The organism is Veillonella sp., from assembly GCF_019414865.1.
Classification (GTDB): domain Bacteria; phylum Bacillota; class Negativicutes; order Veillonellales; family Veillonellaceae; genus Veillonella.
Genome location: NZ_DXLG01000014.1, coordinates 1 through 21,954, shown reverse-complemented (window position 1 = coordinate 21,954; position 21,954 = coordinate 1). Strand labels below are relative to the sequence as shown.

The following is a 21,954-nucleotide window of genomic DNA, read 5'->3' as shown; positions in this document are numbered from 1 at the left end:
GTGGGCTCGGAGATGTGTATAAGAGACAGTTATTGTATTTATTGAATCTGGGTTGAGTCTATTATGCTTATACTGTATTGCGCCAGCATTAATGTATGCTTTTACACCAGATGTTTCGATCATTGATATATTAGATCGAATGATTCTATTGAATCTTATTTTATATTTTGCACCAACACCAGGGGGAACAGGGATTGCAGAAGGACTATTTGTAGTATTGTTTAGTACCTTTGTCCCTAATGGAACGGTTGGTATTGTTGCTGTAGCATGGCGCGTTATGGCAGAGTATTTGCCATTTTTTGTCGGCATGTATGCGGTGTTAACATTATATGGGCGTCAATTTGTAGCCCAAGAAACTTCAACAGAACAATAAGGGAGTGTGTGTTCTATGACTAAACCAAAAAAAGATAAGTTTTATCTGGTGCAAGAAGATATTTTACCAGAAGCGATAAAAAAGACAATTAAGGTAAAAGAAATTTTGAAACTAGGTGAGGTTAAAACTATTAACGAAGCAGTGGAAAAGATGGATTTGAGTCGTTCTGCATACTATAAGTATAAAGATTATGTATTCCCATTTTTTGAAATTGCTCAAGGTAAAATTGTAAGCATTTATGTTTCAATGTCTAATGAATCAGGTATGTTATCTAGTGTGTTAAAAGCTATTGCAGAACGCAATGGTAGTATATTGACTATCAATCAAGACATTCCACTACAAGGTATAGCTAATAGCAGCATTTCCTTTGAAACTAAAGACTTACAAGGTTCATTAGAAGATTTATTATTAGATATTCGCTCTATGAAGGGCATTATTAAAGTAGAAATTTTAGGCCAAGCATAGGCTCATTAAGAGAGTAGGACAATTATGACCACTATAAAAATTGCGTTATTAGGTTTTGGTACTGTTGCACAAGGTACATTTAATTTATTGCAAGATAATGCTGAGTTAATTAGAAATCGCACAGGTGTTAATGTTGAAATTTCTAAAATCTTTGTACGTAATCCTGATAAATATAGCCATATTACATTGCCTGGAACAGCTCAATATGTAACAGATATTGAGGAAGTACTAAAAGATGATTCCATTCAAATGGTTGTGGAATTAATGGGTGGTACAACCTTTGCTAAAGATTGTGTAGAAGGTGCTTTAAAGGCTAAAAAAAATGTAGTAACTGCAAATAAAGATTTGTTAGCAGAATCCGGCCCATATCTATTAGACTTAGCTAGCAAAAACGGCGTAGATTTACGCTTTGAAGCATCTGTATTAGGTGGGATTCCAATTATCCGTACATTATATGAGTCCTTAGCTGGCAACCGTATTACAGAGCTCATCGGTATTATGAATGGTACTACAAACTTTATTTTAACTAAAATGTCTGAAGAAGGTTTAAGCTATCAAGACGTACTAAAGGAAGCGCAAGATCTTGGTTATGCTGAGGCGGATCCTACAGCAGACGTTGAAGGTCTAGATGCGGCACGTAAACTTGCTATCCTTGCATCTATTAGTTTCAATCGTCGCATTTTCTTTGAAGATGTATCCGTAGAAGGTATCACTTGCATTGATACGGAAGATATTAAATTCGGTAAAGAATTTGGTTATAATATCAAGCTATTAGGTATTGCAAAAGAAACTAGTCAAGGTTTATCTCTAAATGTATACCCAGCATTTATTCCTACCACACATCCTTTAGCATCTGTTCGCGGTTCTTATAATGCGATTTATGTAAAAGGTAATGGTATTGATGATGTAATGCTATACGGTCGTGGTGCTGGTAGCTTACCTACAGGTAGCTCTGTAGTATCCGATATTATGGAAGTAGCTAAAAATGTTTCATACAACGAAACAGGTCGATTGAAACCATTCTATTATGACCAAAAGAATATTTACTCCCCTGGTAAGATTCAATCTAGCTATTACTTACGTTTGGAAGTAGATAATAAAACAGGTGTATTAGCTAAAATTTCTGCCAAATTAGCAGAACAAAAGATTTCTGTTTTATCCATCGTTCAAAGAAATATGGATCCAGAAACTGCAGTTCTTGCCATTGTTACATCTAAATGTCCTAGATCTTATATTTTAAATCTTATCGATTCCTTTAACAGCTTGCGTTCCGTTAAGTCTGTTAATAGTGTAATTCGTATTATGGAAGCTTAAACTATGAACACTGTTCGCGTACAAGTACCAGCCACTAGTGCTAACTGTGGACCTGGTTTTGATTGCTTAGGTTTGGCACTCAATCTATACAACATTTTTAGCTTTATACCTGATGTAAAAGCTACAGAATACACCTATACTTTTGAAGGTTTTGGCGCAGACATTTTACGTGCTGAAGATCCTAAAAAAAATCTTATTGGCTTTGCAATGGATCAAGTTTTTGCTACTGCGCAAGAACCAATCCAATATGGACATATTACGTCTGAAACTTTAATTCCTCCATCTCGTGGGCTCGGTAGTAGTAGTACAGCAATTGTAGGCGGATTATTATTAGCTAACGCATTAGTTAAACATCCTCTTTCAAAAGAGGAATTGTTAGTCATTTCAAACCGTATGGAAGGTCATCCAGATAATGTGGCACCTGCTATTTTCGGTAATTTATGCTGTGCTACAGGCTTAAAAACAAAGGTATTAAATACAGTTATCTCTGTTCCATCTGAATTGCATTTTGCCGTAGTCGTACCTGAGGTGATGGTTTCTACAGAATACGCTCGTTCTGTGTTACCTAATCATGTACCATTTAAAGAGGCTGTACAAAATGTGAGCCATGCATCTTTATTTGTAACTAGTTTGATTACACATCAATTAAGCAATTTATCTGTTGCATTAGATGATAATTTGCATGTACCATATCGTAAAACATTAATACCACATTGTGAGGCAGCCTTTGAAGCAGCTAAAGCAGCTGGTGCATATGGTGCAACTATTAGTGGATCTGGTTCCACACTAATTGCCTATGTAGATAAAGCCCACGTACAAGCTGTGGCAGATGCTATGGGTGCTGTATTTACATCTAATGGAATTGAAAATAGAACATATTGCTTAGAAGCCGATAGTACAGGAGCATCAATTATCTAGTTTGTGGTATAATTATAGTGTTAGGCATAGTCCATAACTATAATTGGAGGAAACTATGAACAATATGAAAACAACACTTTTATTAGCGACTTTGACGGCCATTTTAGTGGTCTTAGGTGATATGATTGGCGGTAGAAGTGGTATGATGATTATGTTCGTTATATCCATGGGCATGAATTTTATGTCCTATTGGTATAGCGACAAGATTGTTTTAGCACAATATAACGCACAACAAGTTACGGCACAATCTAACCCTAAATTATATGGTATGGTAGAACGATTGGCTAAAAATGGTAAATTACCAATGCCAAAGATATATATCATCCCTAGTGATGTACCTAATGCATTTGCTACAGGCAGAAATCCGAGTCATGCAGCAGTTGCTGTTACAGAAGGTATCCAACGACTATTAACAGACGACGAGCTAGAAGGTGTTTTAGGACATGAGTTAACCCATGTCAAGCATCGTGATACATTGATCAGTACTATTGCTGCCATGATGGCAGGCGCAATTTCCATGATTGCCCATGTGCTTCAATTCTCAGCTATATTTGGTCGTTCAGATGACCGTGAAGGCTCTAACCCGTTAGAGTTAATAGGCGCCATAGTTATTGCACCTATTGCGGCAGGACTCATTCAAATGAGTATCTCTCGAGCTCGTGAGTTCTTAGCTGATGAGGGGGGCGGAGAGATGTGTCGCAATCCTTTAGCTTTGGCATCTGCCCTTGCAAAAATTGATTACTATTCAAAACATGGTGCATTGCCAAATGCAAGTAATGCAACAGCCCATATGTTTATTATCAACCCTATGGTTGGTATTGGTGAAAGCTTGAGCAATCTTTTTAGTACACATCCTCGTACAGAGGAACGTATTGCAAAATTGAAACAACAAGCAATGAATCCTAAATATAAAGAGAAAGCATTATTTTAATTAATATCTACAGGAGGATATCATGCAAGAAACATTAGTTTTAATTAAACCAGATGCAGTTAAGCGTCAATTAAGTGGTGAAATTCTTAGCCGTTATGAACGTAAAGGTCTTGTCATTAAAGCATTAAAACTTTTACAAGTGCCTCGTGAATTAGCGGAAGAGCATTATGCTGAACACAAAGAAAAACCATTCTTCGGTGAATTAGTTGATTTTATCACATCTGGTCCAGTTCTTGCTTTCGTATTGGCCGGAGACAATGCCATCGTATCCGTACGTGCTTTAAACGGTGCCACAAATCCTGTAGATGCTGCCCCTGGTAGTATTCGTGGTGACTATGCCCTAACAATGGATGCAAACGTAGTACATGCGTCTGATTCTCCAGAGGCTGCTGCTCGTGAAATTCATCTTTGGTTCCCAGAATATAAATAATCTCAAAGTTGAGATCCTGTAGCTTTTCTTTCTACATTTATGTATATCTATAGGAGGTAATACATATGGCAAGTAGTGTTTACACTAAAACAGGTGATGCTGGTACAACTGGTTTATATACCGGTGAACGAGTACCCAAATCCTCTTTACGCGTAGAAGCTTATGGTACAATCGATGAATTACAAGCATTTTTAGGCTTGGCTCGTTCCTATGCTGAAAATCCACGTGTTGCCACTGAATTATATGATATTGAGCGCAACTTATGGACTTTAATGGCTGATATTGCTAGCTTAAATGCTGCACCAGTAATTATAGAACAACATGTTAAACATTTAGAAAAGGTAATAGATCGCTTTGATGAAAAGCTTGAACCTTTATCTAATTTCGTAATTCCTGGTGAGAAACAATCTTCAGCATACTTACATGTGGCTAGAACGATTACTCGTCGTGCTGAACGTGATTTATGGCGTGTATTAGATGCTGGTGAAAGTGTTCACGAATCTAATTTAAAATATTTAAACCGTCTATCCGACCTTTGCTTTATTATGTGTCGTGTAGAAGAGGAAATTGGGGCTGAATAAACAAAAAAAGCTATGTATTTTACATAGCTTTTTGCTCGTTATAGACCTTATTGTGAAATTGTTTGATTTAACACATCATGAGGACTTGGATAGTAGAAGAAAATATGGGGAATTTCATAGCGGAATTTTTCTCTTAACAAATCAGAGAGAGTTGTTTCAAAGTTTATAATTTTATCAGCTCCGAAATCAAAATCTTCTACTAAAACCAATAATTGTGGCTCTACTTGTGGCGCATTTTCTGGTAACGCTTCTGGTGGTAGTGGAACATTTACTACTACACGGGCTGTACCGATATACTTGCCTTGTCCATCGTCGATGGCAACACGATAGGTATTATCCCATAAAGTAGCCATCATTTTAAGTTTCATATTCATAATTTCCATAGTATCGCTCCTTTGTTATACTTATAATGATACTGAAATTATAAATTCTTGTATAGGTGCATTATGAAATCCCAAATTATATTGTGTTCCGGTGGAGCACGCAGTGGAAAAAGTGAATTTGCAGAACGTTTAGCACTTTCTACGGAGGGTCGTAAAGCTTATGTAGCAACAGGACAAGCGTTTGATGAAGAAATGGTTGATCGCATAAAAAAACACCAAGAACGACGTGGTGCGATATGGACAAATTTTGAAGTGCCATTATATCTAGCTAAAGAGTGGCAAAATATTAGCCAATCTGCTGATGTAATTCTTATAGATTGTTTAACTATGTTTACTACGAATCACATGATGGCACATGGTTCTATACAAGGGCAACAAGATGCTAATGACTTGGAAGAGGCTGTACTTTCAGAATTAGAATCATTACTAAATTTAATTGCATCAAGTGATGGGAAAACAGTTATTTTTGTAACTAATGAAATTGGTCTTGGTATTGTACCAGATAATAAGCTAGCTAGATATTTTAGAGATATTGCCGGTCGCGTCAATCGGACAGTGGCAACTGTAGCTGATAAATTATACTTAACTATTAGTGGTGTTACCATTGAATTAAAATCCCAGGAGGTTCATATAAATGGCTAAGAAAATTATGTTCCAAGGAACAAGTTCCAATGTAGGTAAAAGTATTTTATGTACTGCATTATGCCGCATCTTTTATAGAAGAGGTTTTAAAACTGTTCCTTTTAAAGCTCAAAATATGGCCCTCAATTCGTATGTCACTAAATGGGGGGATGAAATTGGTCGTGCTCAAGTAGCGCAAGCTGAGGCTGCAGGCATAGATCCAATTGTTCAAATGAATCCTGTTTTATTAAAACCTACAGGTAATCAATCCTCTCAAGTCGTATTAATGGGCAAGCCGGTTGGTGTCTATAGTGCTAAAGAATACCATACAAAATATTCTTTAACCGCCCTTGATAAGGTAAAAGAATCTATCGACTTCTTGGATTCTAACTTCGATATGATGGTTATTGAAGGAGCAGGTAGCCCTGCAGAGGTAAACCTTAAAGCTAATGATATCGTAAATATGCGCATTGCTAAGATGACTCAAGCTCCTGTATATCTCATTGCTGATATCGACCGTGGTGGTGCTATTGCATCTATCGTTGGTACTTTGGAATTATTAGAACCAGAAGAACGAGATCTTATTAAAGGTATTGTTATCAATAAATTCCGTGGTGATATTAAATTATTAGAACCTGCACTCACATTCATCGAAGAAAAAACAGGTAAAAAGGTAGTAGGTGTTATCCCTGCCATTGAAAACCTTGATATCGATGAAGAGGACTCTGTGGCATTAGAAAATAAACGCAACAGTGGTGCTAAAGAGATTCAAGTAGTAGTTATGCAAACACCTAAAATTTCTAACTTTACCGACTTTGATGCATTAAATTATGAACCAGATGTATCTGTTCGTTTTGTGGGCCCTGGAGATGTTATTGGCAAGCCGGACCTAATCATTTTACCTGGTTCCAAAAATACACTAGCAGACCTTACATATCTTCGTAATTCTGGCTTTGCTGATGAAATTAAACAGCTTGCTGAACAAGGCACACCTGTTATCGGTGTATGTGGTGGCAATCAAATGCTCGGTAAAACAATATATGATCCGCATCATATGGAAGGGGATATTGAAGAGGTTGAAGGTCTTGGTTTAGTAGAATCCTCCACCACAATGAAGGATCAAAAAACTACACACCAAGTAGAATTTAATGTATCTAATCTTCAGTTTTTAAATGGTACATTTACAGGTGAAAAATTAGTAGGCTATGAGATTCATATGGGGGATACTACGCCATTAGTAGATACCGTGAGCCGTTGTTTCACTATTACGAGCCGCAGTGAAGAAGCGGTCAATGTAATTGACGGCTTTATCGATGGCAATCATCAAGTAATGGGGACATATATTCACGGTGTATTTGATAATGATGAATTTAGACGCTTTATTATCAATCAGTTACGCGAACGTAAGGGGTTAGAACCATTAGATGTAGTATTCCATTATTTTGATCACAAAAATGCAGCTTACAATCGATTAGCTGATATTGTAGAAGAACACTTAGATATGGATTATATTATGTCTACCTTGGGTTAGTAGGGGAGATGTATGGAACATTTAACAATTTTACATTGGTTTACAAAGTATAGCTTTGTATGTATTCCAATCTTAGCATTTATATTGGATTTGCTTATTGGAGATCCCAATAGTAAATACCATCCTGTGGCTATAATTGGCCGTATTATATCCTTTTTCGAGGCAGTTCTATATAAAGATACTGATAATGATACAAAAAAACTATGGTACGGCGGTATTGCAGTAGGTTTAATCCTTGTTTCTGTATATATTATAGTGTCTTTGATTCTTTGGCTTGGTGGCGTAGTTGATGAATGGGTAGAATACGCTCTTGAAGTAATTATTCTTTACATTGCTATATCTCCACGCTCACTAGCTGGTGCTGGTTTTACTATTAGCCAATTAATTAAGCAAGATAATATTGAAGAAGCTCGCAAGCGATTATCTTGGATTGTAGGGCGCGATACAGAAGAATTAGATGAAAGCGAAATTACACGAGCTACTGTAGAGACCATTGCAGAAAATACAGTAGATGGCATTATTGCGCCTTTATTTTTCTTCATCATCGGCGGTCCAATGGGGGCAATTCTATATAGAACTGCCAATACTATGGACTCTATGCTGGGCTATAAAAATCAAAAGTATATGTACTTTGGTCGTGTAGCTGCCCGCTTTGATGATGTACTTAACTGGATTCCTGCACGAATTACCTTTATATTATTAATTATTTCTGCATTCTTTTTACGTTTTGACGCAAAGAAAGCTCTCCAAATTGGCTTGCGTGATGCTAATAAGCATCCAAGTCCTAATGGCGGCTATGCAGAAGCACCAGTTGCAGGTGCTTTACATATTCGTTTAGGTGGTTACAATCAATATTTCAAGAAAATGACCTTCCGTGAATACATGGGGGATCCTATTGAAAAATTAAATCGCAACCATATTACACGCACAATTTATATGATGTATTTTACGACTATACTAATGGTTATTATTAGTACAGCCATTACTTATGGGATGAATGTATAATGACACCTTTTTTCATAGCATTACAGTTTTTAACACGTTTAAAAATCGTTAATCAAACAGAATGGTCTGTAGACGACTTTGGTAAATCCGTTGTGGCCTTTCCTTATGTAGGCTTAATTATTGGCCTTATCTTGGCATTATTGTATGGTATATTATCACCGTTTATTCCGTTGGTTCCGTTGATGTTAATCATCGTTATAGCGGAATTCTTGATTACTGGTGGTCTCCATGCTGATGGTTTAATGGATACAAGTGATGGTCTATTTTCAGGACGTGAACGGGAACGTAAGCTGGAAATTATGAAAGATAGCCGTATAGGCTCTTTTGGTGTTGTTGCTTTTGTATTTGTTACACTTTTAAAATGGCAATTATTAACGGCCATTCCTACATCGGAATTTATTCCTATGGCATTGATTATGATGCCATTAATGAGCCGTTGGTCCCTTGTATTGAGTATCAGATCTTATCCGTATGCGAGAAAAGAGGGAATGGGTGCTGCCTTTGCTAACTTAGCTCCAAAGCATGTTATTACGTACAATACAATTTCAACCTTCTTTATGCCTATTGTTATATTAATAATCGGTACGATTTTGTATACCCTTTTATATGGCGCATATTCTATATTCTCTGTAGCTGATGTTGGATATGTTGTAGGACTAGGTGTATTAGTCTATGCTACCTTAGGTATTTTCCAAATCAATATTGTAAGCATGATAATTACCTATATTATCAATCGTTTGCTTAATCGTTATATTGTTAAGCAACTTGGTGGTACTACTGGTGACACATATGGATTTGTTGTAGAGGTTACAGAGGTATTATTACTCTTTGTATATATCATTATCTTGTCCATATTATCTGCTACTGTCGCATCCAATACGACTATGTTTTAATAACGTTCTGCCTAATGGCTTCTTATAAGTTACTGTTTTTATTTAATGTGAAAGGAGTTCAATGTGACCTATTATGTAAGAGCCCCAGGTACATGTGGGGAATTTCTACAAGGTTCTATTAATGGTCAGTCATTCTTAGTGACTTGTCCTATTAATCGATACTCCTACGCATTAAGTAATGTAACACATCCGTTTTCACAGCACTATTGTGCATTACAGCCTAAGTCTGCGAAGGCAAGAGAATTAGTACAGCGATTATTACAAAAAAATAATAAAAACCAAGCTTGTCCACCTGTATATGTACGTTCTGACATCATACAGGGTAAGGGGCTGGCCTCAAGTTCTGCGGATATTTCTGTGACGGCTATGGCAACAGCATTAGCCATGAATTATGATCTATCACTAAAGGAATTAGAGCAAATTTGCTTATCTGTAGAGCCTACAGATGCTTCATTTTATCAAGGTGTTACTCAGTTTGATTATATAAAAGGCACTATTTCCCAACCACTAGGCATGTGTCCTCCATTGAAAATCCTTGTATTTGATGAGGGTGGGAGTATAGATACGATTTCTTTTAATCAACAAGTAGATTTACAAACTAAGATTTTAGAAAAAGAATCAATCATAGAAGAGTCACTGGATTTATTCAAACGGGGATTGAATACACATGATATAAATTTAATAGGTCAAGCAGCTACATTAAGTGCCTTTGGTAATCAACGTATATTGTATAAATCGAATTTATATGATTTTCATGATATTGGTAATTACTACAATAGTGTTGGTACAATCATAGCTCATAGTGGGACCATTATGGGCCTTTTATTTCCAGTAGATTATGGGCGAATTGATGATTGTAAACAAGAGATTATGCGTAAATTACCACAGTTATCCTATGTGGATACTGTAGAAACAACAAACGAAGGATTGACCTATATCAAACGATAATATATTTAATAGAAAGAGAATCGAATGTCTAAGATACATGGGGGCAATATATTTCAGTTTGCCCATGAACAACAAATTGAACCATATGAGGTAATTGATTTTAGCGCTAATATTAATCCTCTTGGACCTAGTCAACGTGGATTGGATGCATTAAATAATCAATTACGTTATATTTCTCATTATCCAGATGCTACAAATGATGATGTGTTAAATGCTATTGCTGATACATATGGAATGGATAAGAATCAAATTATAGTCGGCAATGGTGCAGCTGAGTTATTGTATGCCATTTGTCGGTTACCTGGATATACTGGTGCGTTTGTACCAGCACCAGGATTTTCTGAGTATAAAGAGGCTCTTGAAGCAAGTAAGATTCCTGTACGTGATATTTTTTATCGCCCTCGGGAAGATGATAATGGAAAACCTTATTTTGAGGTACCATATTTGGCATTAGAAACCTTTGCAGCTGAACTAAAAGGGCAAGATGGTCGCATCATTGTATTTTTAGGTAATCCTAATAATCCAGATGGTACATTACTTGATAAAGATCATATTCGCACTGTAGCGAGCATGTTGAAAGATGCAAATAGCTTACTTGTTATAGATGAATCATTTATCGATTTTGTTGGAAATGATCCATTACAAGATAATGAGCATTCTATGCGCTCTTTAGTAAATGAATTCGATAATGTCATCGTGGTTCATTCTTTCACAAAATTTTATGCTGTACCAGGCCTTAGAATTGGTGCTGCTTATGGTAACGAAAAATTAATTAGTCAACTACATCAATATATTCCTAGTTGGTCTGTAAATACATTAGCCCAAGCTTATACAGAGGCTGCTTTGAATGATGTTGATTATATAAAAAGAACAAAGCAAAAATTAAATGAGGAAAGAGCATTCATGTATGATGCATTAGATGTGATAGAGGGGATTACCGTATATCCACCTTCCGCCAATTTTATCTTGTTCAAAGTAAATCATGACGGCATTACAGCTAACACCATTAATGAAAATCTGAAGAAATATAATATGATCGTACGCAATTGTGATACTTATGTAGGTCTCAATAATCAATGGGTACGCATTGCTATTAAAGATCAAGATACTAATATCAAATTAGTAGAGAAACTAACAGATATTTTGAAAGTATAGGAAGATTATGAAGACATTATATATTGTGCGCCATGGCGAAACTGATTGGAATAAAATGGGGAAATATCAAGGCATTACAGATGTTCCTCTAAATGAAAACGGTTTAAATCAAGCTAAAGCCTGTGGTGAAGCTCTTAAAGATATTACCTTTGACCGTATATTATCCAGTGATTTAAGCCGTGCTTTGGTTACAGCTGAAACTATTAGAGGTAATCGCACTACACCTATTACAGTGGATAAACGATTACGAGAGCTTAATTTTGGTGACTGGGAAGCTATGCTATTCTCAGATATCGAAGCACGCTGGCCGGGCCTAATTGATGAGATGTATTTGAGACCTCATCTTGTCAAAGTTCCAAATGGTGAAAGCTTTAAAGATTTACAAGATCGTGCATGGGCAGGCCTTGAAGAATTTCTCAATGAAAACGATGAAGAGGAAACACTTTTAATTGCATGTCACGGCGGAACTATTCGAACATTATTGTGTAAATTATTAGATATTTCAATTAGTCATTGTTGGAATTTTAGCCAAGGTAATACGGCTATCAACCGTATTTTCTATAATGGTATGGGCGAATATGATCATAATATTTTGAATTTGCTCAATGATACGGCCCATGTTGAGTTACTACAAGGACATGTATAATGCGACTCGATAAATTATTAGCTAATAAAGCCTACGGTAGTCGAAAAGAGGTCCATCAACTCATAAAGGATCAGAGAGTTACCATTAATGGTGAAGTAGCAAGAAAAAAAGATATTCATGTATATATTGAGTCTGATGTCATTGCAGTTGATGGTCAAATTGTTAATACCAAACAACATTACTATGTTAAATTTCATAAGCCTAAAGGTTATGTTACTGCTGTAGAGGATGCAAGTCATCCTGTCGTAATGGATTTATTGCCCCCTGAATATATAAAAATGGGCGTGGTCCCTGTGGGAAGATTAGACAAAGATACAGAAGGCCTACTTTTACTTACCAATGATGGTGTTTGGGGACATTCTATTATTAATGGCAATAAGCATGTAGCAAAGGTTTATTACGTAGAATTCGAAGGTGAGTTAACCGAAGAAGGCATTCAACGTATTAAGGAAGGTATCGTCCTAGGCGATGGAACCCATTGTAAGCCCGCTTTAATTGATATTTTATCTCCCAAATCTGTACATATCACAATTGAAGAAGGCAAATATCATCAAGTAAAACGTATGATTGGTGCTGCAGGTGGCACTGTTACCTATTTAAAGCGCCTAACCATAGGTCATATAGATTTAACCGGTATTGAAGAGGTTGGTTCTGTACAAGACTTAACCCCAGATGATATAGAGGCTTTCAAAAAATAGCATAAAATTCTATTCAATATAGGTATTTTATGGTAAGATTAATTGTACTTTATAGACTAGGAGCATGATTATGAATGGTTTAAATCTGCTACAACAGTATATTAAAGAGCAAGAATTAACAGGCGTCATTTTGATGAGCCCTATAAATTTACATTATTTTGCTGGTTTTACTGGTACAACAGGCTTTGCTATCATTACACAAGATAAAGCTTTTATGATTACCGATTTCAGATATACTGAACAAGCTACAAAACAATGTGAAGGGTATACAGTTATTCAATATGAATCCTCTGTTATGGATACTCTTGTAGACATATTCAATGAACATCATATTCACGAAGGTTTATTTGGTATTGAAGGCAAACAAATGCCTGTTGATACATACGAAACCTTATGTGATACATTAGATGAACGCTTTAATTTTACGTCTATCAATTTTGCTAAACTACGAGCAGTTAAGCGTGAAGATGAATTGGAATTATTGCGTAAAGCAGCTAATATTGGTGATGAAGCTTTCGCCGCATTTCTACCACAACTAAAGGTAGGAATGACTGAAAACGAAGCACGTATCATATTAGAATCAGAAATGTTAAAACGTGGTTCTGAGGAACCTTCCTTTGCAACTATTGTAGCTTCTGGTAATCGGTCTAGTATGCCTCATGGTGTAGCCAGTGATAAGGTCATCGAAGTAGGTGATTTTGTTACCTTTGACTTTGGTGCCGTATATAAGGGGTATCATTCCGATATGACTAGAACTATTGTAATGGGGCCTGCCTCTGAATTACAAAAGAAGTTATATAGTATAGTTTTAGAAGCACAAAAACGTGGCGTAGCTGCAGTTCGAGCTGGTATAACTGGCAAAGAACTTGATGCAGTATGTCGTGATTATATTAAAGAACATGGATATACCAAGGAATTTAATCATGGTACTGGTCATGGCGTAGGTCTTGAGATTCACGAAGAACCAGTAGCGAATACTAAATCCGATACGGTATTTACAGAAAATATGATCATTACGGTAGAGCCTGGCATTTATATTACAGGTACTATCGGATTGAGAATAGAGGATAGTGTCATCGTCAAATCTGACGGCTATGAGGTGTTGACACATAGTCCAAAAGAGTTAATTGAAATAGGTATTTAGAAGGAGAAGAGTTAGATGATTTCCAGTAATGATTTTCGTCCAGGTGTAACCGTTGAAATCGACGGTAATGTATGGCAAGTAGTTGATTTCCAACACGTTAAACCAGGTAAAGGTGCTGCATTCGTACGTACTAAAATGAAAAATTTGCAAACTGGTTCTGTAGTAGAGCGTACTTTCAATGCAGGTGAAAAAGTGCCTAAAGCACATGTTGATCGTCGTCGTATGCAATATTTGTACGAGTCTGATGGCTCTTACACATTCATGGATAACGAAACATATGATCAAGTTGAACTTAACCTTGAACAATTAGGTGATGCTAAAAACTTCCTTCTTGAAAATATGGAAGTATCCATCATGTTCTTCCAAGGTATCGTTATCGGTATCGATTTACCTGTAGCTGTTGAACTTCGCGTAGTTGAAACAGATCCTGGTATCCGTGGCGATACTGCTACTGGTGGTAACAAACCAGCTGTATTGGAAACAGGCTACACTGTAAAAGTACCTCTCTTCATTGAAGTAGATGATGTACTTCGTATTGATACTCGTACAGGTCAATACATCGAACGTGCCTAATACGTATTGATATGTATTGGGGCAAGATCTTTTCATGGAATCTTATTCCCCATATATCCTAACATTTGCACTGTAAGCACTTGTCGTCTATGTAATTATATATAGGGACAAGTGCTTTTTTTGAAAGAGGCCAGTATGACCAAGAAAAATACTGAACTAGAGTCGGGTAAAATTAAGATTAGTGAAGATGTATATGCTACGATTGTCACCATGGCAGCACTTGAAACAAAAGGTATACATCATATGAGCTCCACCTTTAATGATGGTGTTAATACCTTCTTTAGACGTAAATCTGATCATGAAGGTGTAAAAATATCATTTAATGATGAAGGTGCTATTTCCGTTACATTATATGTGTGTATTCAATATGGATATCGTATTCCTGATGTGGCCTTACGTTTACAAGAACGTATAAAAACAGCTTTAGTTTCTTATACAGAAATTGAAGTACAAACCATTGATGTAGTGGTACAAGACATTGTATTTGATGATTTAGTAACACCATCACAGCCTTAGGAGGGTATCTATATGAGTTCAGACAATCAATTAAACTACGGATTAGATATGGATACCATAGATATTGCAGACTCTGTCATCATTGATGTAGCAACAAAAACATTGGCTACGATTCCAGGTATTCATTCTTTAAGCCCTCGCTTTTACGATGAATTAGTAGAGGGAATTACACATGCCTTTGGTCAACGCAGTTTACCAGGTATCAATGTTAAACATCGTAAAGGCTTTATTGAAATCAATATTTATATTAAAGCATTGTATGGGTACAATCTAATTGAGTTATCCAAACAATTGCAGTTAGAAATCAAACAAACCTTAAAAAATATGCTTGATCTTGACCATGTTAAGGTAGATGTTCATATTGAAGGTATTGTTAAAGAAAAGGAGCCAACTCTACATGGTAATTAAGCGAAATCGACGTGAAGCACGTCAATACGCATTTCAAATGTTATATGCTAATGAATTTCATGTTGATCAAAATGATGTGCAGTTTCCAGAAGGGCACATGCATAAATCAATGGATAAAGCCTATGCTAATAGCATCATAAATGGTGTATTATCCGCTTCTGAAACTATCGATGCCACATTACAACCATTCTGTAAATCACGTAAAGTTGAAAACTTGGATAAAGTTGACCGTGCTATTTTACGTATTGCTCTATGGGAAATGACAAATGAAGCTGATCCTTTGGAACCATCTATAGCTATCAACGAAGCTATTCAGTTAGCTAAAGATTTTGGTTCTGATTCTTCCTATAAATTAATCAACGCAATTTTAGATGCATATAATAAGAGTAAATAATGAAACGATATTACTTAGGCATTGATACTAGTTGCTACACTACAAGTTGTGCCATTATAGATAGCGACTTTCACATAGTTGGTGAAGCTCGCAAAATATTAGAGGTCAAACAAGGTGAGCGAGGACTACAACAATCAAATATGGTCTTTCAACATACAAAGGCATTGCCTAAGTTGATATCTGAATTGCCACAGCTTCCTATTAGTGGTATTGGTGTTAGCGGGTTTCCTAGACGTGAGGAAAATTCCTATATGCCTGCTTTTATGGTGGGGCTAGGATACGGACAGTCTCTTAATCATTTGATGAATGTACCGCTACACGTTTTCGCACACCAAGAAAATCATATTTTAGCAGCACTACGAGAATTAAAAACAATTCCCAGTGAACCATTCTTAGCACTTCATTTATCAGGTGGTACTACAGAACTCGTGTATTGTCATTATAAAGGTGAAGGGATATTTGACTCTCATATTATCGGTGGATCTAAGGATTTACAAGGCGGTCAATATGTGGATCGGATTGGTGTAGCTATGGGCTTACCATTTCCTGCTGGCAAACATCTAGAAACATTAGCATTACAAACTACAGAATATGAGCCGTTACCATCTTCTGTAAAAGAAGGTTGGATTAGCTTTGCTGGTCCATGTAGTGCGGCTATGCGACGAATTACAAATTCTATGAATGATATAAATAAGTCTAATTTGGCGAGAGCTGTATTCACCTCCATAGGAAATGCATTAGAAAAAATGATTACCTATCATTTACAAAATAAACCTGTTCGAACATTAATTGCCGTAGGTGGTGTAATGAGCAATAGTTTACTTCGTCAACGTATGGAGCATTATTGTAGACGTAATCATCTTACATTACATGTAGCACAGCCACAATTTTCTGTTGATAATGCCACTGGCAATGCTTTTGGCGCTGCTTTTTTACAAGAATCTAGAGGGTAATCGTGAATGTATTAACCATTACACAATTAAACAATCTTATAAAGCGCACCTTAGACCGTGAATATCTCCTTAAGAATGTCTATGTTAGCGGTACCATTATTAACGCAAAGCGCCATAGTAGTGGCCATATGTATTTCTCGTTAAAAGACGAAGAATCCGCTATTGATGTTACCATGTGGTCTAGCACCGTAATGCAAAAGGGACTTGCTAATGCCATTCAAAATGGATTATTAGTCACTGTAAAAGCATCTGTTAATTTTTACAATAAAATGGGCCGTTTAAATCTTATTGCATCAGATATGCAAATAGGCTCTAAAAGTCCATTACAACTTGAATTTGACGCGTTAAAACGGGAGTTAACGGCGCTAGGATACTTTGATGACAGCCACAAACAAAGTCTTCCGTACATGGCAAGTTGCATAGGCATTGTTACATCTCAATCTGGTGCTGTATTACATGATATTTTACATGTCAGTGAGAGACGTAACCCACTAGTGCAATTTAAATTATTCTCCGTTCCTGTCCAAGGCAATACTGCGGGACCTGTTATTGCAAGAGGTATTGCTGCTGCCGATGCTGATCCCGATGTAGATGTTATCATCGTTGGTCGTGGTGGTGGATCTATGGAAGATCTATGGTGTTTCAATGATAGATCTGTTGTAGAGGCGATTTATAATGCTAATACGCCAATTATTTCAGCAGTAGGTCATGAAACAGATTATACCTTATGTGATTATGTTGCAGATGCTCGTGGAGCAACACCTAGTCATGCTGCAGAAATGGCAGTGCTTCCTATAACGACATTACAAGATCAATTGTCAGAAAAAGAAGAGTATCTACATGAGTTTATACGATATACATTACAACAGAAACGTACCGATTTAACATTGCTCTTTAATCGTAGATTAGGCATTCCAGCTCTACAATTTCTACATAAACAAAAAACACATTTACAAGAGCTTTCACAGTCATTAACCAATGCTACAAAAGAACGATGCAATACAGAGAAACATAGTCTAGCATTGTTAGCTCAACAATTAGAATCTCTTAATCCATTACAAATGATGGTAAAAGGATTTGCAAAGGTTGAACATAAGGATAAACATATTACGTCTGTTACGCAATTACATCCAAAGGATGATATACGAGTTACACTTGCTGATGGGTATGTTACTGCTACGGTAAAGGAGGCGCACAAAGATGGCCGCATCACTAAAAAGTTATGAGAAAAAATATAAAGCCTTAGAGGATATTGTTAAACAATTAGACGATGGTGATATGACTATCTCTGAGCTTTTAACGCAATATAAGAAGGGCTTAACATTAGTAAAAGAATGTGCAGAAATGCTTGATTCTGTAGAAGATGAAGTACAACAAATTATCGAAGAAGTCCGCATCAGCGAATAAGGAGATTCTATGTTCAAAGACTATTTAGCGTCTAGCAAACAACATATTGAACAATGGTTAGGTGAAGTATTAACTAGCCCAAATCGAGAATTTAAACCCCTTTATGAATCTATGAATTACAGTTTAATGCAAGGTGGCAAACGAATCCGACCAATCTTATCTAAAGCTGTATTAGAAATGCTTCATAAAGATCCAGCTGATTATAAGGAATTTCTATGTGCTATGGAGTGTATCCATACATATTCCTTAGTACATGATGATTTACCAGCCATGGATAATGATGATTATCGTAGAGGTAATTTAACAAATCATAAAGTTTATGGTGAAGGTATGGCTATTCTAGCAGGTGACGGTTTATTGACCTATGCCTTTCAATTAATGACCGCTAATGAGACGGCTACAGCGCAGGAAAAACTTGATGCCATTCAATGTGTGGCTACGGCTGCAGGCCCTGAAGGTATGGTCGGAGGTCAAGCCTTCGATATGCTTAGTGAAGATAAACATATACCACTAGAGGAGTTAAAGGTTTTACACCGAGGAAAAACTGGGGCTTTATTTAATGCATCTGTAGAATTAGGGCTCATCTTAGGCAATGCAGATACAGCTACGAGAACAGCACTTATGGAATATGCAAATTGTTTGGGATTGTTATTCCAAATTACTGATGATATTCTAGATGTAACTGGTACTATTGAAGAATTAGGAAAAACACCTGGTAGTGATATTCGCCAACATAAATCTACCTATGTATCTTTACTAGGTTTAGATGAAGCTAAGAATCAAGCTTCCTTAGTTGGTAAACAAGCTCATGATGCACTAAATTCCGTTTCCTATGATACATCTATTCTGGCTGCTCTAATTGATTATCTTTTAGAACGCACTAATTAATTATTACGACCTGTAGAAGGTATAAATAATGATTGATATATTACCACAAATAGCACACAACTACATAGCGCAAGCCGCATTTTGGGGTTGGTTTACAGCTCAGGCTATCAAATTCGTATGGCAACTAGTTCGGCATGGTAAATTTCGTCCAGAACGATTAGTCGGATCTGGTGGTTTCCCAAGTTCGCATACATCCTTTGTAATCGCTACAACCACGGCTATATATCTAAAAAATGGAGCATCTGATCTTTTTATTCTATCCTTAGTATTCTCTATCGTAGTCATGTATGATGCATCTGGCGTACGTTTAGAAGCTGGTCGTCAAGCTCAAATTCTAAACCAAATTGTAGATTATTTTACAAAGAAAAACATACCTGTTGTCATTACTCGTAAAGAGGCCTTGAAAGAGTTATTAGGCCATACACCAATAGAGGTATTTGGGGGATTAATTCTTGGCATTCTTGTAGCATGTATTCAATTTTATTATATTTATAATGGTGTCATATGAGCAGTAAAGAACGTTTAGACATACTCCTTGTTAATCGAGGACTTTTTGAAAGTAGAGAAAAAGCCAAAGCAGCCATAATGGCTGGCCAAATCTTTATGGATACAACGCGTATTGATAAAGCGGGTACAAAAATTCCTGTAGATGCTAATATCGTAGTAAAGGGTAACACCTTACCTTATGTTAGTCGTGGTGGACTAAAGTTAGAAAAGGCTATTCAAACGTATCCTATCGATTTACAAGACGCTGTTATGGTCGATATAGGTGCCAGCACTGGTGGTTTTACAGATTGTGCTCTACAAAATGGAGCAGCTAAAGTATTTGCTATCGATGTAGGCTATAATCAATTAGCTTGGAAGTTACGTCAAGACCCACGTGTTATCAACATGGAAAAGCAAAATATTCGCACTGTCACACCAGAACAATTAGGTGAACTGGTTGACTTTATTTCCATAGATGTAGCATTTATCTCTTTAGATAAAGTATTGCCTGTAGCTACTACATTGTTAAAAGATACAGGCTCCCTCGTTGCTTTAATTAAGCCGCAATTTGAAGCTGGCAAAGAAAATGTTGGCAAAGGTGGTATTGTGCGCGACCCGGAAATCCATAAAGAGGTTTTACATCGTATCTTACACGTTGCTCATGATTGTGGATTATATGTTCATGGATTAACTTTCTCACCAATTAAAGGTATGGAAGGTAATATTGAGTTTTTAGGTTATTTTAAAAAGTACGAAGAAGGGGCTTTAACCATTGATGATACTTTAATCGATACAGTGGTTGCAGAGGCTCATTCATTATAGGAGATTACTATGCGTATCGGATTTTTCCCTAATATGGGGAAAAGCAATATTATGGCAGTTTTAAAAATGGCTGCACATATTTGTAAAGATGAAGGTATCGAAGTATTCTTGCCAGATGATCTCGAATCAGATGCACCTGCACGAGTACTTAAGATTCCTGAAACTCACATTTTAAGTCGTCCAGAAATCTTTAAACAAATAGATATTGCCTTTAGTTTTGGTGGTGATGGTACCATCATCCATTTGGCACGACAAATTTACCCATACAATGTACCTGTTTGTGGTATTAATCTTGGTGAGTTGGGTTTCTTAAACCAAATCGAAGTTCACCAAATGCAAAGTCATATTAAACGTATTGCCAAGGGTGATTATAATATCGAAAAACGTGGACATTTATATGCGTATATTGACCGCAATAATGGTAATGAAGAAGAATTAGTACCTATCATTAATGAAATAGTTATTACCCGTGCAGAACCAGCTAAAATGGCACGTATCAATATGTCCATCAATAATCAACATACACAAATGTATCCTTCTGATGGCTTGATCATTTCTTCTGCCACAGGCTCTACAGGATATAATCTATCCGCAGGTGGTCCTATTATGAAGCCTGATAATAGATCAATTATTGTGACTCCTGTAGCACCACATCTTATTCAAGGCGTTTCTCTTGTATTGGAAGAGCATGATACAATTCAAATCACCATGCCAGAACGAGAGCCTCAATTACATATCTGTATAGATGGTACATTTGACTATACGTTTACCAATAAAGAAACATTACATATAAGCTCCAATCCAGTATATTGCTTATTCGTACGTTTTAAAGATCAATGTTTCTTTGGTACATTATTTAAAAAATTAGCCTCTCGTCGTGACGAGTTATTATAATACTAAAATCTCAAGTGGGGTGATTTTGTGATTAACATTAACAATGCTGTTCAGTTTCAACATTTAATCTGGGATCGAGTAATGAAACACGCTAATGTTGTAGTAGATGCAACATGTGGCAATGGCCATGATTTATTGTATCTAGCAGAGCGAGCAAGAAAAGGCTGTCATTTATATGGCATCGATATCCAAATGAAAGCTATTAATAGTAGCCAAGAGTTATTGCAGTCAAATGATATAGCTGAAGATGTGAGCCTAACATTTATCCATGACTCCCATGATCGTGCATTAGTTAATCAGTTAAAAGATGAAGTAATTGATTTAATGATTTTTAACCTAGGATATTTACCAGGTGGCGATCATCAAGTTATAACTAAACCGCATCAAACAATTGACGCTATAAAAGAGGGTTTAGAGAAATTATCTAAATCTGGAGTTATCACAATTGTTGCTTACCCTGGAACAACAGAAGGGTTAGAAGAAATGCAGATCCTTAAATCGTATTTATCAGATTTAGAACAGAAATTGTATAATGTATGTCATTGGCATCCAATGAATCAAATAAATAATCCACCTG

At 36.4% G+C, this 21,954-nt stretch carries 28 protein-coding genes and 1 pseudogene; 28 read left to right on the top strand and 1 reads right to left on the bottom strand.

Annotated features, from left to right (window positions below; translation table 11 throughout):
• Window positions 1–22: 22 nt before the first annotated feature.
• The 7 genes and pseudogenes from QZ334_RS01720 to QZ334_RS01690 all read left to right on the top strand — a co-directional run.
• Window positions 23–373 (top strand): annotated as a pseudogene (locus tag QZ334_RS01720) (lysylphosphatidylglycerol synthase domain-containing protein); the annotation flags it as partial.
• Between the two features lie 15 nt (window positions 374–388).
• Window positions 389–838: an ACT domain-containing protein gene (locus QZ334_RS01715; RefSeq protein WP_005386672.1), complete on the top strand. Its 450-nt coding sequence runs from the start codon at window positions 389–391 to the stop codon at window positions 836–838.
• A gap of 24 nt (window positions 839–862) precedes the next feature.
• Window positions 863–2,152, top strand: coding sequence for a homoserine dehydrogenase (locus tag QZ334_RS01710; RefSeq protein ID WP_295231415.1), 1,290 nt, complete (start codon window positions 863–865; stop codon window positions 2,150–2,152).
• A gap of 3 nt (window positions 2,153–2,155) precedes the next feature.
• Window positions 2,156–3,070 carry a homoserine kinase gene (gene thrB, locus QZ334_RS01705; protein ID WP_295231412.1) on the top strand — a complete coding sequence of 305 codons (915 nt, stop codon included), beginning with the start codon at window positions 2,156–2,158 and terminating at the stop codon, window positions 3,068–3,070.
• Between the two features lie 55 nt (window positions 3,071–3,125).
• Entirely contained in the window at window positions 3,126–4,001 is an 876-nt protein-coding gene (gene htpX / locus QZ334_RS01700; protein WP_295231409.1) for a zinc metalloprotease HtpX, read from the top strand.
• 22 nt (window positions 4,002–4,023) lie between these two features.
• Complete coding sequence (ndk, locus tag QZ334_RS01695) at window positions 4,024–4,431, top strand: nucleoside-diphosphate kinase (RefSeq protein ID WP_005386668.1); 408 nt, start codon at window positions 4,024–4,026, stop codon at window positions 4,429–4,431.
• 65 nt (window positions 4,432–4,496) lie between these two features.
• On the top strand, window positions 4,497–5,012 hold the full coding sequence (locus QZ334_RS01690; protein WP_295231407.1) for a cob(I)yrinic acid a,c-diamide adenosyltransferase: 516 nt from the start codon (window positions 4,497–4,499) through the stop codon (window positions 5,010–5,012).
• A gap of 47 nt (window positions 5,013–5,059) precedes the next feature.
• Here QZ334_RS01690 and QZ334_RS01685 read toward each other — a convergent pair whose 3' ends face one another.
• Complete coding sequence (locus QZ334_RS01685) at window positions 5,060–5,395, bottom strand: hypothetical protein (RefSeq protein WP_005386666.1); 336 nt, start codon at window positions 5,393–5,395, stop codon at window positions 5,060–5,062.
• 63 nt (window positions 5,396–5,458) lie between these two features.
• On the opposite strand from QZ334_RS01685, the gene cobU reads away from it, so the two are divergent.
• The 21 genes from cobU to QZ334_RS01580 all read left to right on the top strand — a co-directional run.
• Entirely contained in the window at window positions 5,459–6,037 is a 579-nt protein-coding gene (cobU, locus tag QZ334_RS01680; protein ID WP_295792619.1) for a bifunctional adenosylcobinamide kinase/adenosylcobinamide-phosphate guanylyltransferase, read from the top strand.
• Complete coding sequence (locus tag QZ334_RS01675; protein ID WP_295231401.1) at window positions 6,030–7,547, top strand: cobyric acid synthase; 1,518 nt, start codon at window positions 6,030–6,032, stop codon at window positions 7,545–7,547. Before cobU ends, QZ334_RS01675 begins: the two co-directional genes overlap by 8 nt.
• A gap of 12 nt (window positions 7,548–7,559) precedes the next feature.
• Window positions 7,560–8,552, top strand: coding sequence for an adenosylcobinamide-phosphate synthase CbiB (gene cbiB / locus QZ334_RS01670; protein WP_295231398.1), 993 nt, complete (start codon window positions 7,560–7,562; stop codon window positions 8,550–8,552).
• Complete coding sequence (gene cobS, locus QZ334_RS01665) at window positions 8,552–9,445, top strand: adenosylcobinamide-GDP ribazoletransferase (RefSeq protein ID WP_295231397.1); 894 nt, start codon at window positions 8,552–8,554, stop codon at window positions 9,443–9,445. The genes cbiB and cobS overlap by 1 nt, the downstream gene beginning before the upstream one ends.
• 63 nt (window positions 9,446–9,508) lie before the next feature.
• On the top strand, window positions 9,509–10,393 hold the full coding sequence (locus QZ334_RS01660; protein ID WP_295231395.1) for a GHMP kinase: 885 nt from the start codon (window positions 9,509–9,511) through the stop codon (window positions 10,391–10,393).
• Between the two features lie 24 nt (window positions 10,394–10,417).
• Window positions 10,418–11,548: a pyridoxal phosphate-dependent aminotransferase gene (locus tag QZ334_RS01655; protein ID WP_295231392.1), complete on the top strand. Its 1,131-nt coding sequence runs from the start codon at window positions 10,418–10,420 to the stop codon at window positions 11,546–11,548.
• Between the two features lie 7 nt (window positions 11,549–11,555).
• Window positions 11,556–12,194, top strand: coding sequence for an alpha-ribazole phosphatase (cobC, locus tag QZ334_RS01650; RefSeq protein ID WP_295231389.1), 639 nt, complete (start codon window positions 11,556–11,558; stop codon window positions 12,192–12,194).
• The gene (locus tag QZ334_RS01645) at window positions 12,194–12,892 is read left to right on the top strand and encodes a pseudouridine synthase (RefSeq protein WP_295231387.1); all 699 of its coding nucleotides are present in this window, start codon (window positions 12,194–12,196) and stop codon (window positions 12,890–12,892) included. Before cobC ends, QZ334_RS01645 begins: the two co-directional genes overlap by 1 nt.
• A gap of 70 nt (window positions 12,893–12,962) precedes the next feature.
• Entirely contained in the window at window positions 12,963–14,036 is a 1,074-nt protein-coding gene (locus QZ334_RS01640) for a M24 family metallopeptidase (protein WP_295231384.1), read from the top strand.
• 15 nt (window positions 14,037–14,051) lie between these two features.
• Window positions 14,052–14,609 carry an elongation factor P gene (gene efp / locus QZ334_RS01635; protein WP_005386642.1) on the top strand — a complete coding sequence of 186 codons (558 nt, stop codon included), beginning with the start codon at window positions 14,052–14,054 and terminating at the stop codon, window positions 14,607–14,609.
• Window positions 14,610–14,744: 135 nt separating this feature from the next.
• On the top strand, window positions 14,745–15,125 hold the full coding sequence (locus tag QZ334_RS01630) for an Asp23/Gls24 family envelope stress response protein (protein ID WP_039969203.1): 381 nt from the start codon (window positions 14,745–14,747) through the stop codon (window positions 15,123–15,125).
• A 12-nt stretch (window positions 15,126–15,137) separates the two neighbouring features.
• Window positions 15,138–15,533, top strand: a complete 396-nt coding sequence (locus QZ334_RS01625) for an Asp23/Gls24 family envelope stress response protein (protein ID WP_005386640.1) — start codon at window positions 15,138–15,140, stop codon at window positions 15,531–15,533.
• Window positions 15,523–15,927 (top strand): transcription antitermination factor NusB, encoded by a 405-nt coding sequence (nusB, locus tag QZ334_RS01620; RefSeq protein ID WP_005386639.1) that lies wholly within the window; start codon window positions 15,523–15,525, stop codon window positions 15,925–15,927. The genes QZ334_RS01625 and nusB overlap by 11 nt, the downstream gene beginning before the upstream one ends.
• Window positions 15,927–16,880, top strand: a complete 954-nt coding sequence (locus QZ334_RS01615; RefSeq protein WP_295231381.1) for a metallohydrolase — start codon at window positions 15,927–15,929, stop codon at window positions 16,878–16,880. The genes nusB and QZ334_RS01615 overlap by 1 nt, the downstream gene beginning before the upstream one ends.
• Before the next feature lie 2 nt (window positions 16,881–16,882).
• Window positions 16,883–18,106 (top strand): exodeoxyribonuclease VII large subunit, encoded by a 1,224-nt coding sequence (gene xseA, locus QZ334_RS01610; protein WP_295231379.1) that lies wholly within the window; start codon window positions 16,883–16,885, stop codon window positions 18,104–18,106.
• Window positions 18,081–18,287, top strand: a complete 207-nt coding sequence (gene xseB, locus QZ334_RS01605; RefSeq protein WP_005386632.1) for an exodeoxyribonuclease VII small subunit — start codon at window positions 18,081–18,083, stop codon at window positions 18,285–18,287. Before xseA ends, xseB begins: the two co-directional genes overlap by 26 nt.
• Window positions 18,288–18,296: 9 nt before the next feature.
• Window positions 18,297–19,175 (top strand): polyprenyl synthetase family protein, encoded by an 879-nt coding sequence (locus QZ334_RS01600; RefSeq protein ID WP_005386631.1) that lies wholly within the window; start codon window positions 18,297–18,299, stop codon window positions 19,173–19,175.
• Window positions 19,176–19,203: 28 nt separating this feature from the next.
• A complete protein-coding gene (locus QZ334_RS01595) occupies window positions 19,204–19,683 on the top strand; it encodes a divergent PAP2 family protein (RefSeq protein ID WP_005386630.1) in 480 nt (159 codons plus the stop codon).
• On the top strand, window positions 19,680–20,483 hold the full coding sequence (locus QZ334_RS01590; RefSeq protein ID WP_287534039.1) for a TlyA family RNA methyltransferase: 804 nt from the start codon (window positions 19,680–19,682) through the stop codon (window positions 20,481–20,483). The genes QZ334_RS01595 and QZ334_RS01590 overlap by 4 nt, the downstream gene beginning before the upstream one ends.
• 9 nt (window positions 20,484–20,492) lie before the next feature.
• Entirely contained in the window at window positions 20,493–21,377 is an 885-nt protein-coding gene (locus QZ334_RS01585; protein ID WP_005386628.1) for an NAD(+)/NADH kinase, read from the top strand.
• A 27-nt stretch (window positions 21,378–21,404) separates the two neighbouring features.
• The coding region (locus QZ334_RS01580; RefSeq protein ID WP_295231372.1) for a class I SAM-dependent methyltransferase at window positions 21,405–21,954 on the top strand (550 nt) is incomplete at its 3' end.

What these genes read in the sequence shown, in the direction of transcription:
- QZ334_RS01715 (WP_005386672.1), top strand. Translation starts at nt 389, where the DNA reads ATGACTAAACCAAAAAAAGATAAGTTTTATCTGGTGCAAGAAGATATT.
- QZ334_RS01710 (WP_295231415.1), top strand. Translation starts at nt 863, where the DNA reads ATGACCACTATAAAAATTGCGTTATTAGGTTTTGGTACTGTTGCACAA.
- thrB (WP_295231412.1), top strand. Translation starts at nt 2,156, where the DNA reads ATGAACACTGTTCGCGTACAAGTACCAGCCACTAGTGCTAACTGTGGA.
- htpX (WP_295231409.1), top strand. Translation starts at nt 3,126, where the DNA reads ATGAACAATATGAAAACAACACTTTTATTAGCGACTTTGACGGCCATT.
- ndk (WP_005386668.1), top strand. Translation starts at nt 4,024, where the DNA reads ATGCAAGAAACATTAGTTTTAATTAAACCAGATGCAGTTAAGCGTCAA.
- QZ334_RS01690 (WP_295231407.1), top strand. Translation starts at nt 4,497, where the DNA reads ATGGCAAGTAGTGTTTACACTAAAACAGGTGATGCTGGTACAACTGGT.
- QZ334_RS01685 (WP_005386666.1), bottom strand. Translation starts at nt 5,395, where the DNA reads ATGGAAATTATGAATATGAAACTTAAAATGATGGCTACTTTATGGGAT.
- cobU (WP_295792619.1), top strand. Translation starts at nt 5,459, where the DNA reads ATGAAATCCCAAATTATATTGTGTTCCGGTGGAGCACGCAGTGGAAAA.
- QZ334_RS01675 (WP_295231401.1), top strand. Translation starts at nt 6,030, where the DNA reads ATGGCTAAGAAAATTATGTTCCAAGGAACAAGTTCCAATGTAGGTAAA.
- cbiB (WP_295231398.1), top strand. Translation starts at nt 7,560, where the DNA reads ATGGAACATTTAACAATTTTACATTGGTTTACAAAGTATAGCTTTGTA.
- cobS (WP_295231397.1), top strand. Translation starts at nt 8,552, where the DNA reads ATGACACCTTTTTTCATAGCATTACAGTTTTTAACACGTTTAAAAATC.
- QZ334_RS01655 (WP_295231392.1), top strand. Translation starts at nt 10,418, where the DNA reads ATGTCTAAGATACATGGGGGCAATATATTTCAGTTTGCCCATGAACAA.
- cobC (WP_295231389.1), top strand. Translation starts at nt 11,556, where the DNA reads ATGAAGACATTATATATTGTGCGCCATGGCGAAACTGATTGGAATAAA.
- QZ334_RS01645 (WP_295231387.1), top strand. Translation starts at nt 12,194, where the DNA reads ATGCGACTCGATAAATTATTAGCTAATAAAGCCTACGGTAGTCGAAAA.
- QZ334_RS01640 (WP_295231384.1), top strand. Translation starts at nt 12,963, where the DNA reads ATGAATGGTTTAAATCTGCTACAACAGTATATTAAAGAGCAAGAATTA.
- efp (WP_005386642.1), top strand. Translation starts at nt 14,052, where the DNA reads ATGATTTCCAGTAATGATTTTCGTCCAGGTGTAACCGTTGAAATCGAC.
- QZ334_RS01630 (WP_039969203.1), top strand. Translation starts at nt 14,745, where the DNA reads ATGACCAAGAAAAATACTGAACTAGAGTCGGGTAAAATTAAGATTAGT.
- QZ334_RS01625 (WP_005386640.1), top strand. Translation starts at nt 15,138, where the DNA reads ATGAGTTCAGACAATCAATTAAACTACGGATTAGATATGGATACCATA.
- nusB (WP_005386639.1), top strand. Translation starts at nt 15,523, where the DNA reads ATGGTAATTAAGCGAAATCGACGTGAAGCACGTCAATACGCATTTCAA.
- QZ334_RS01615 (WP_295231381.1), top strand. Translation starts at nt 15,927, where the DNA reads ATGAAACGATATTACTTAGGCATTGATACTAGTTGCTACACTACAAGT.
- xseB (WP_005386632.1), top strand. Translation starts at nt 18,081, where the DNA reads ATGGCCGCATCACTAAAAAGTTATGAGAAAAAATATAAAGCCTTAGAG.
- QZ334_RS01600 (WP_005386631.1), top strand. Translation starts at nt 18,297, where the DNA reads ATGTTCAAAGACTATTTAGCGTCTAGCAAACAACATATTGAACAATGG.
- QZ334_RS01595 (WP_005386630.1), top strand. Translation starts at nt 19,204, where the DNA reads ATGATTGATATATTACCACAAATAGCACACAACTACATAGCGCAAGCC.
- QZ334_RS01590 (WP_287534039.1), top strand. Translation starts at nt 19,680, where the DNA reads ATGAGCAGTAAAGAACGTTTAGACATACTCCTTGTTAATCGAGGACTT.
- QZ334_RS01585 (WP_005386628.1), top strand. Translation starts at nt 20,493, where the DNA reads ATGCGTATCGGATTTTTCCCTAATATGGGGAAAAGCAATATTATGGCA.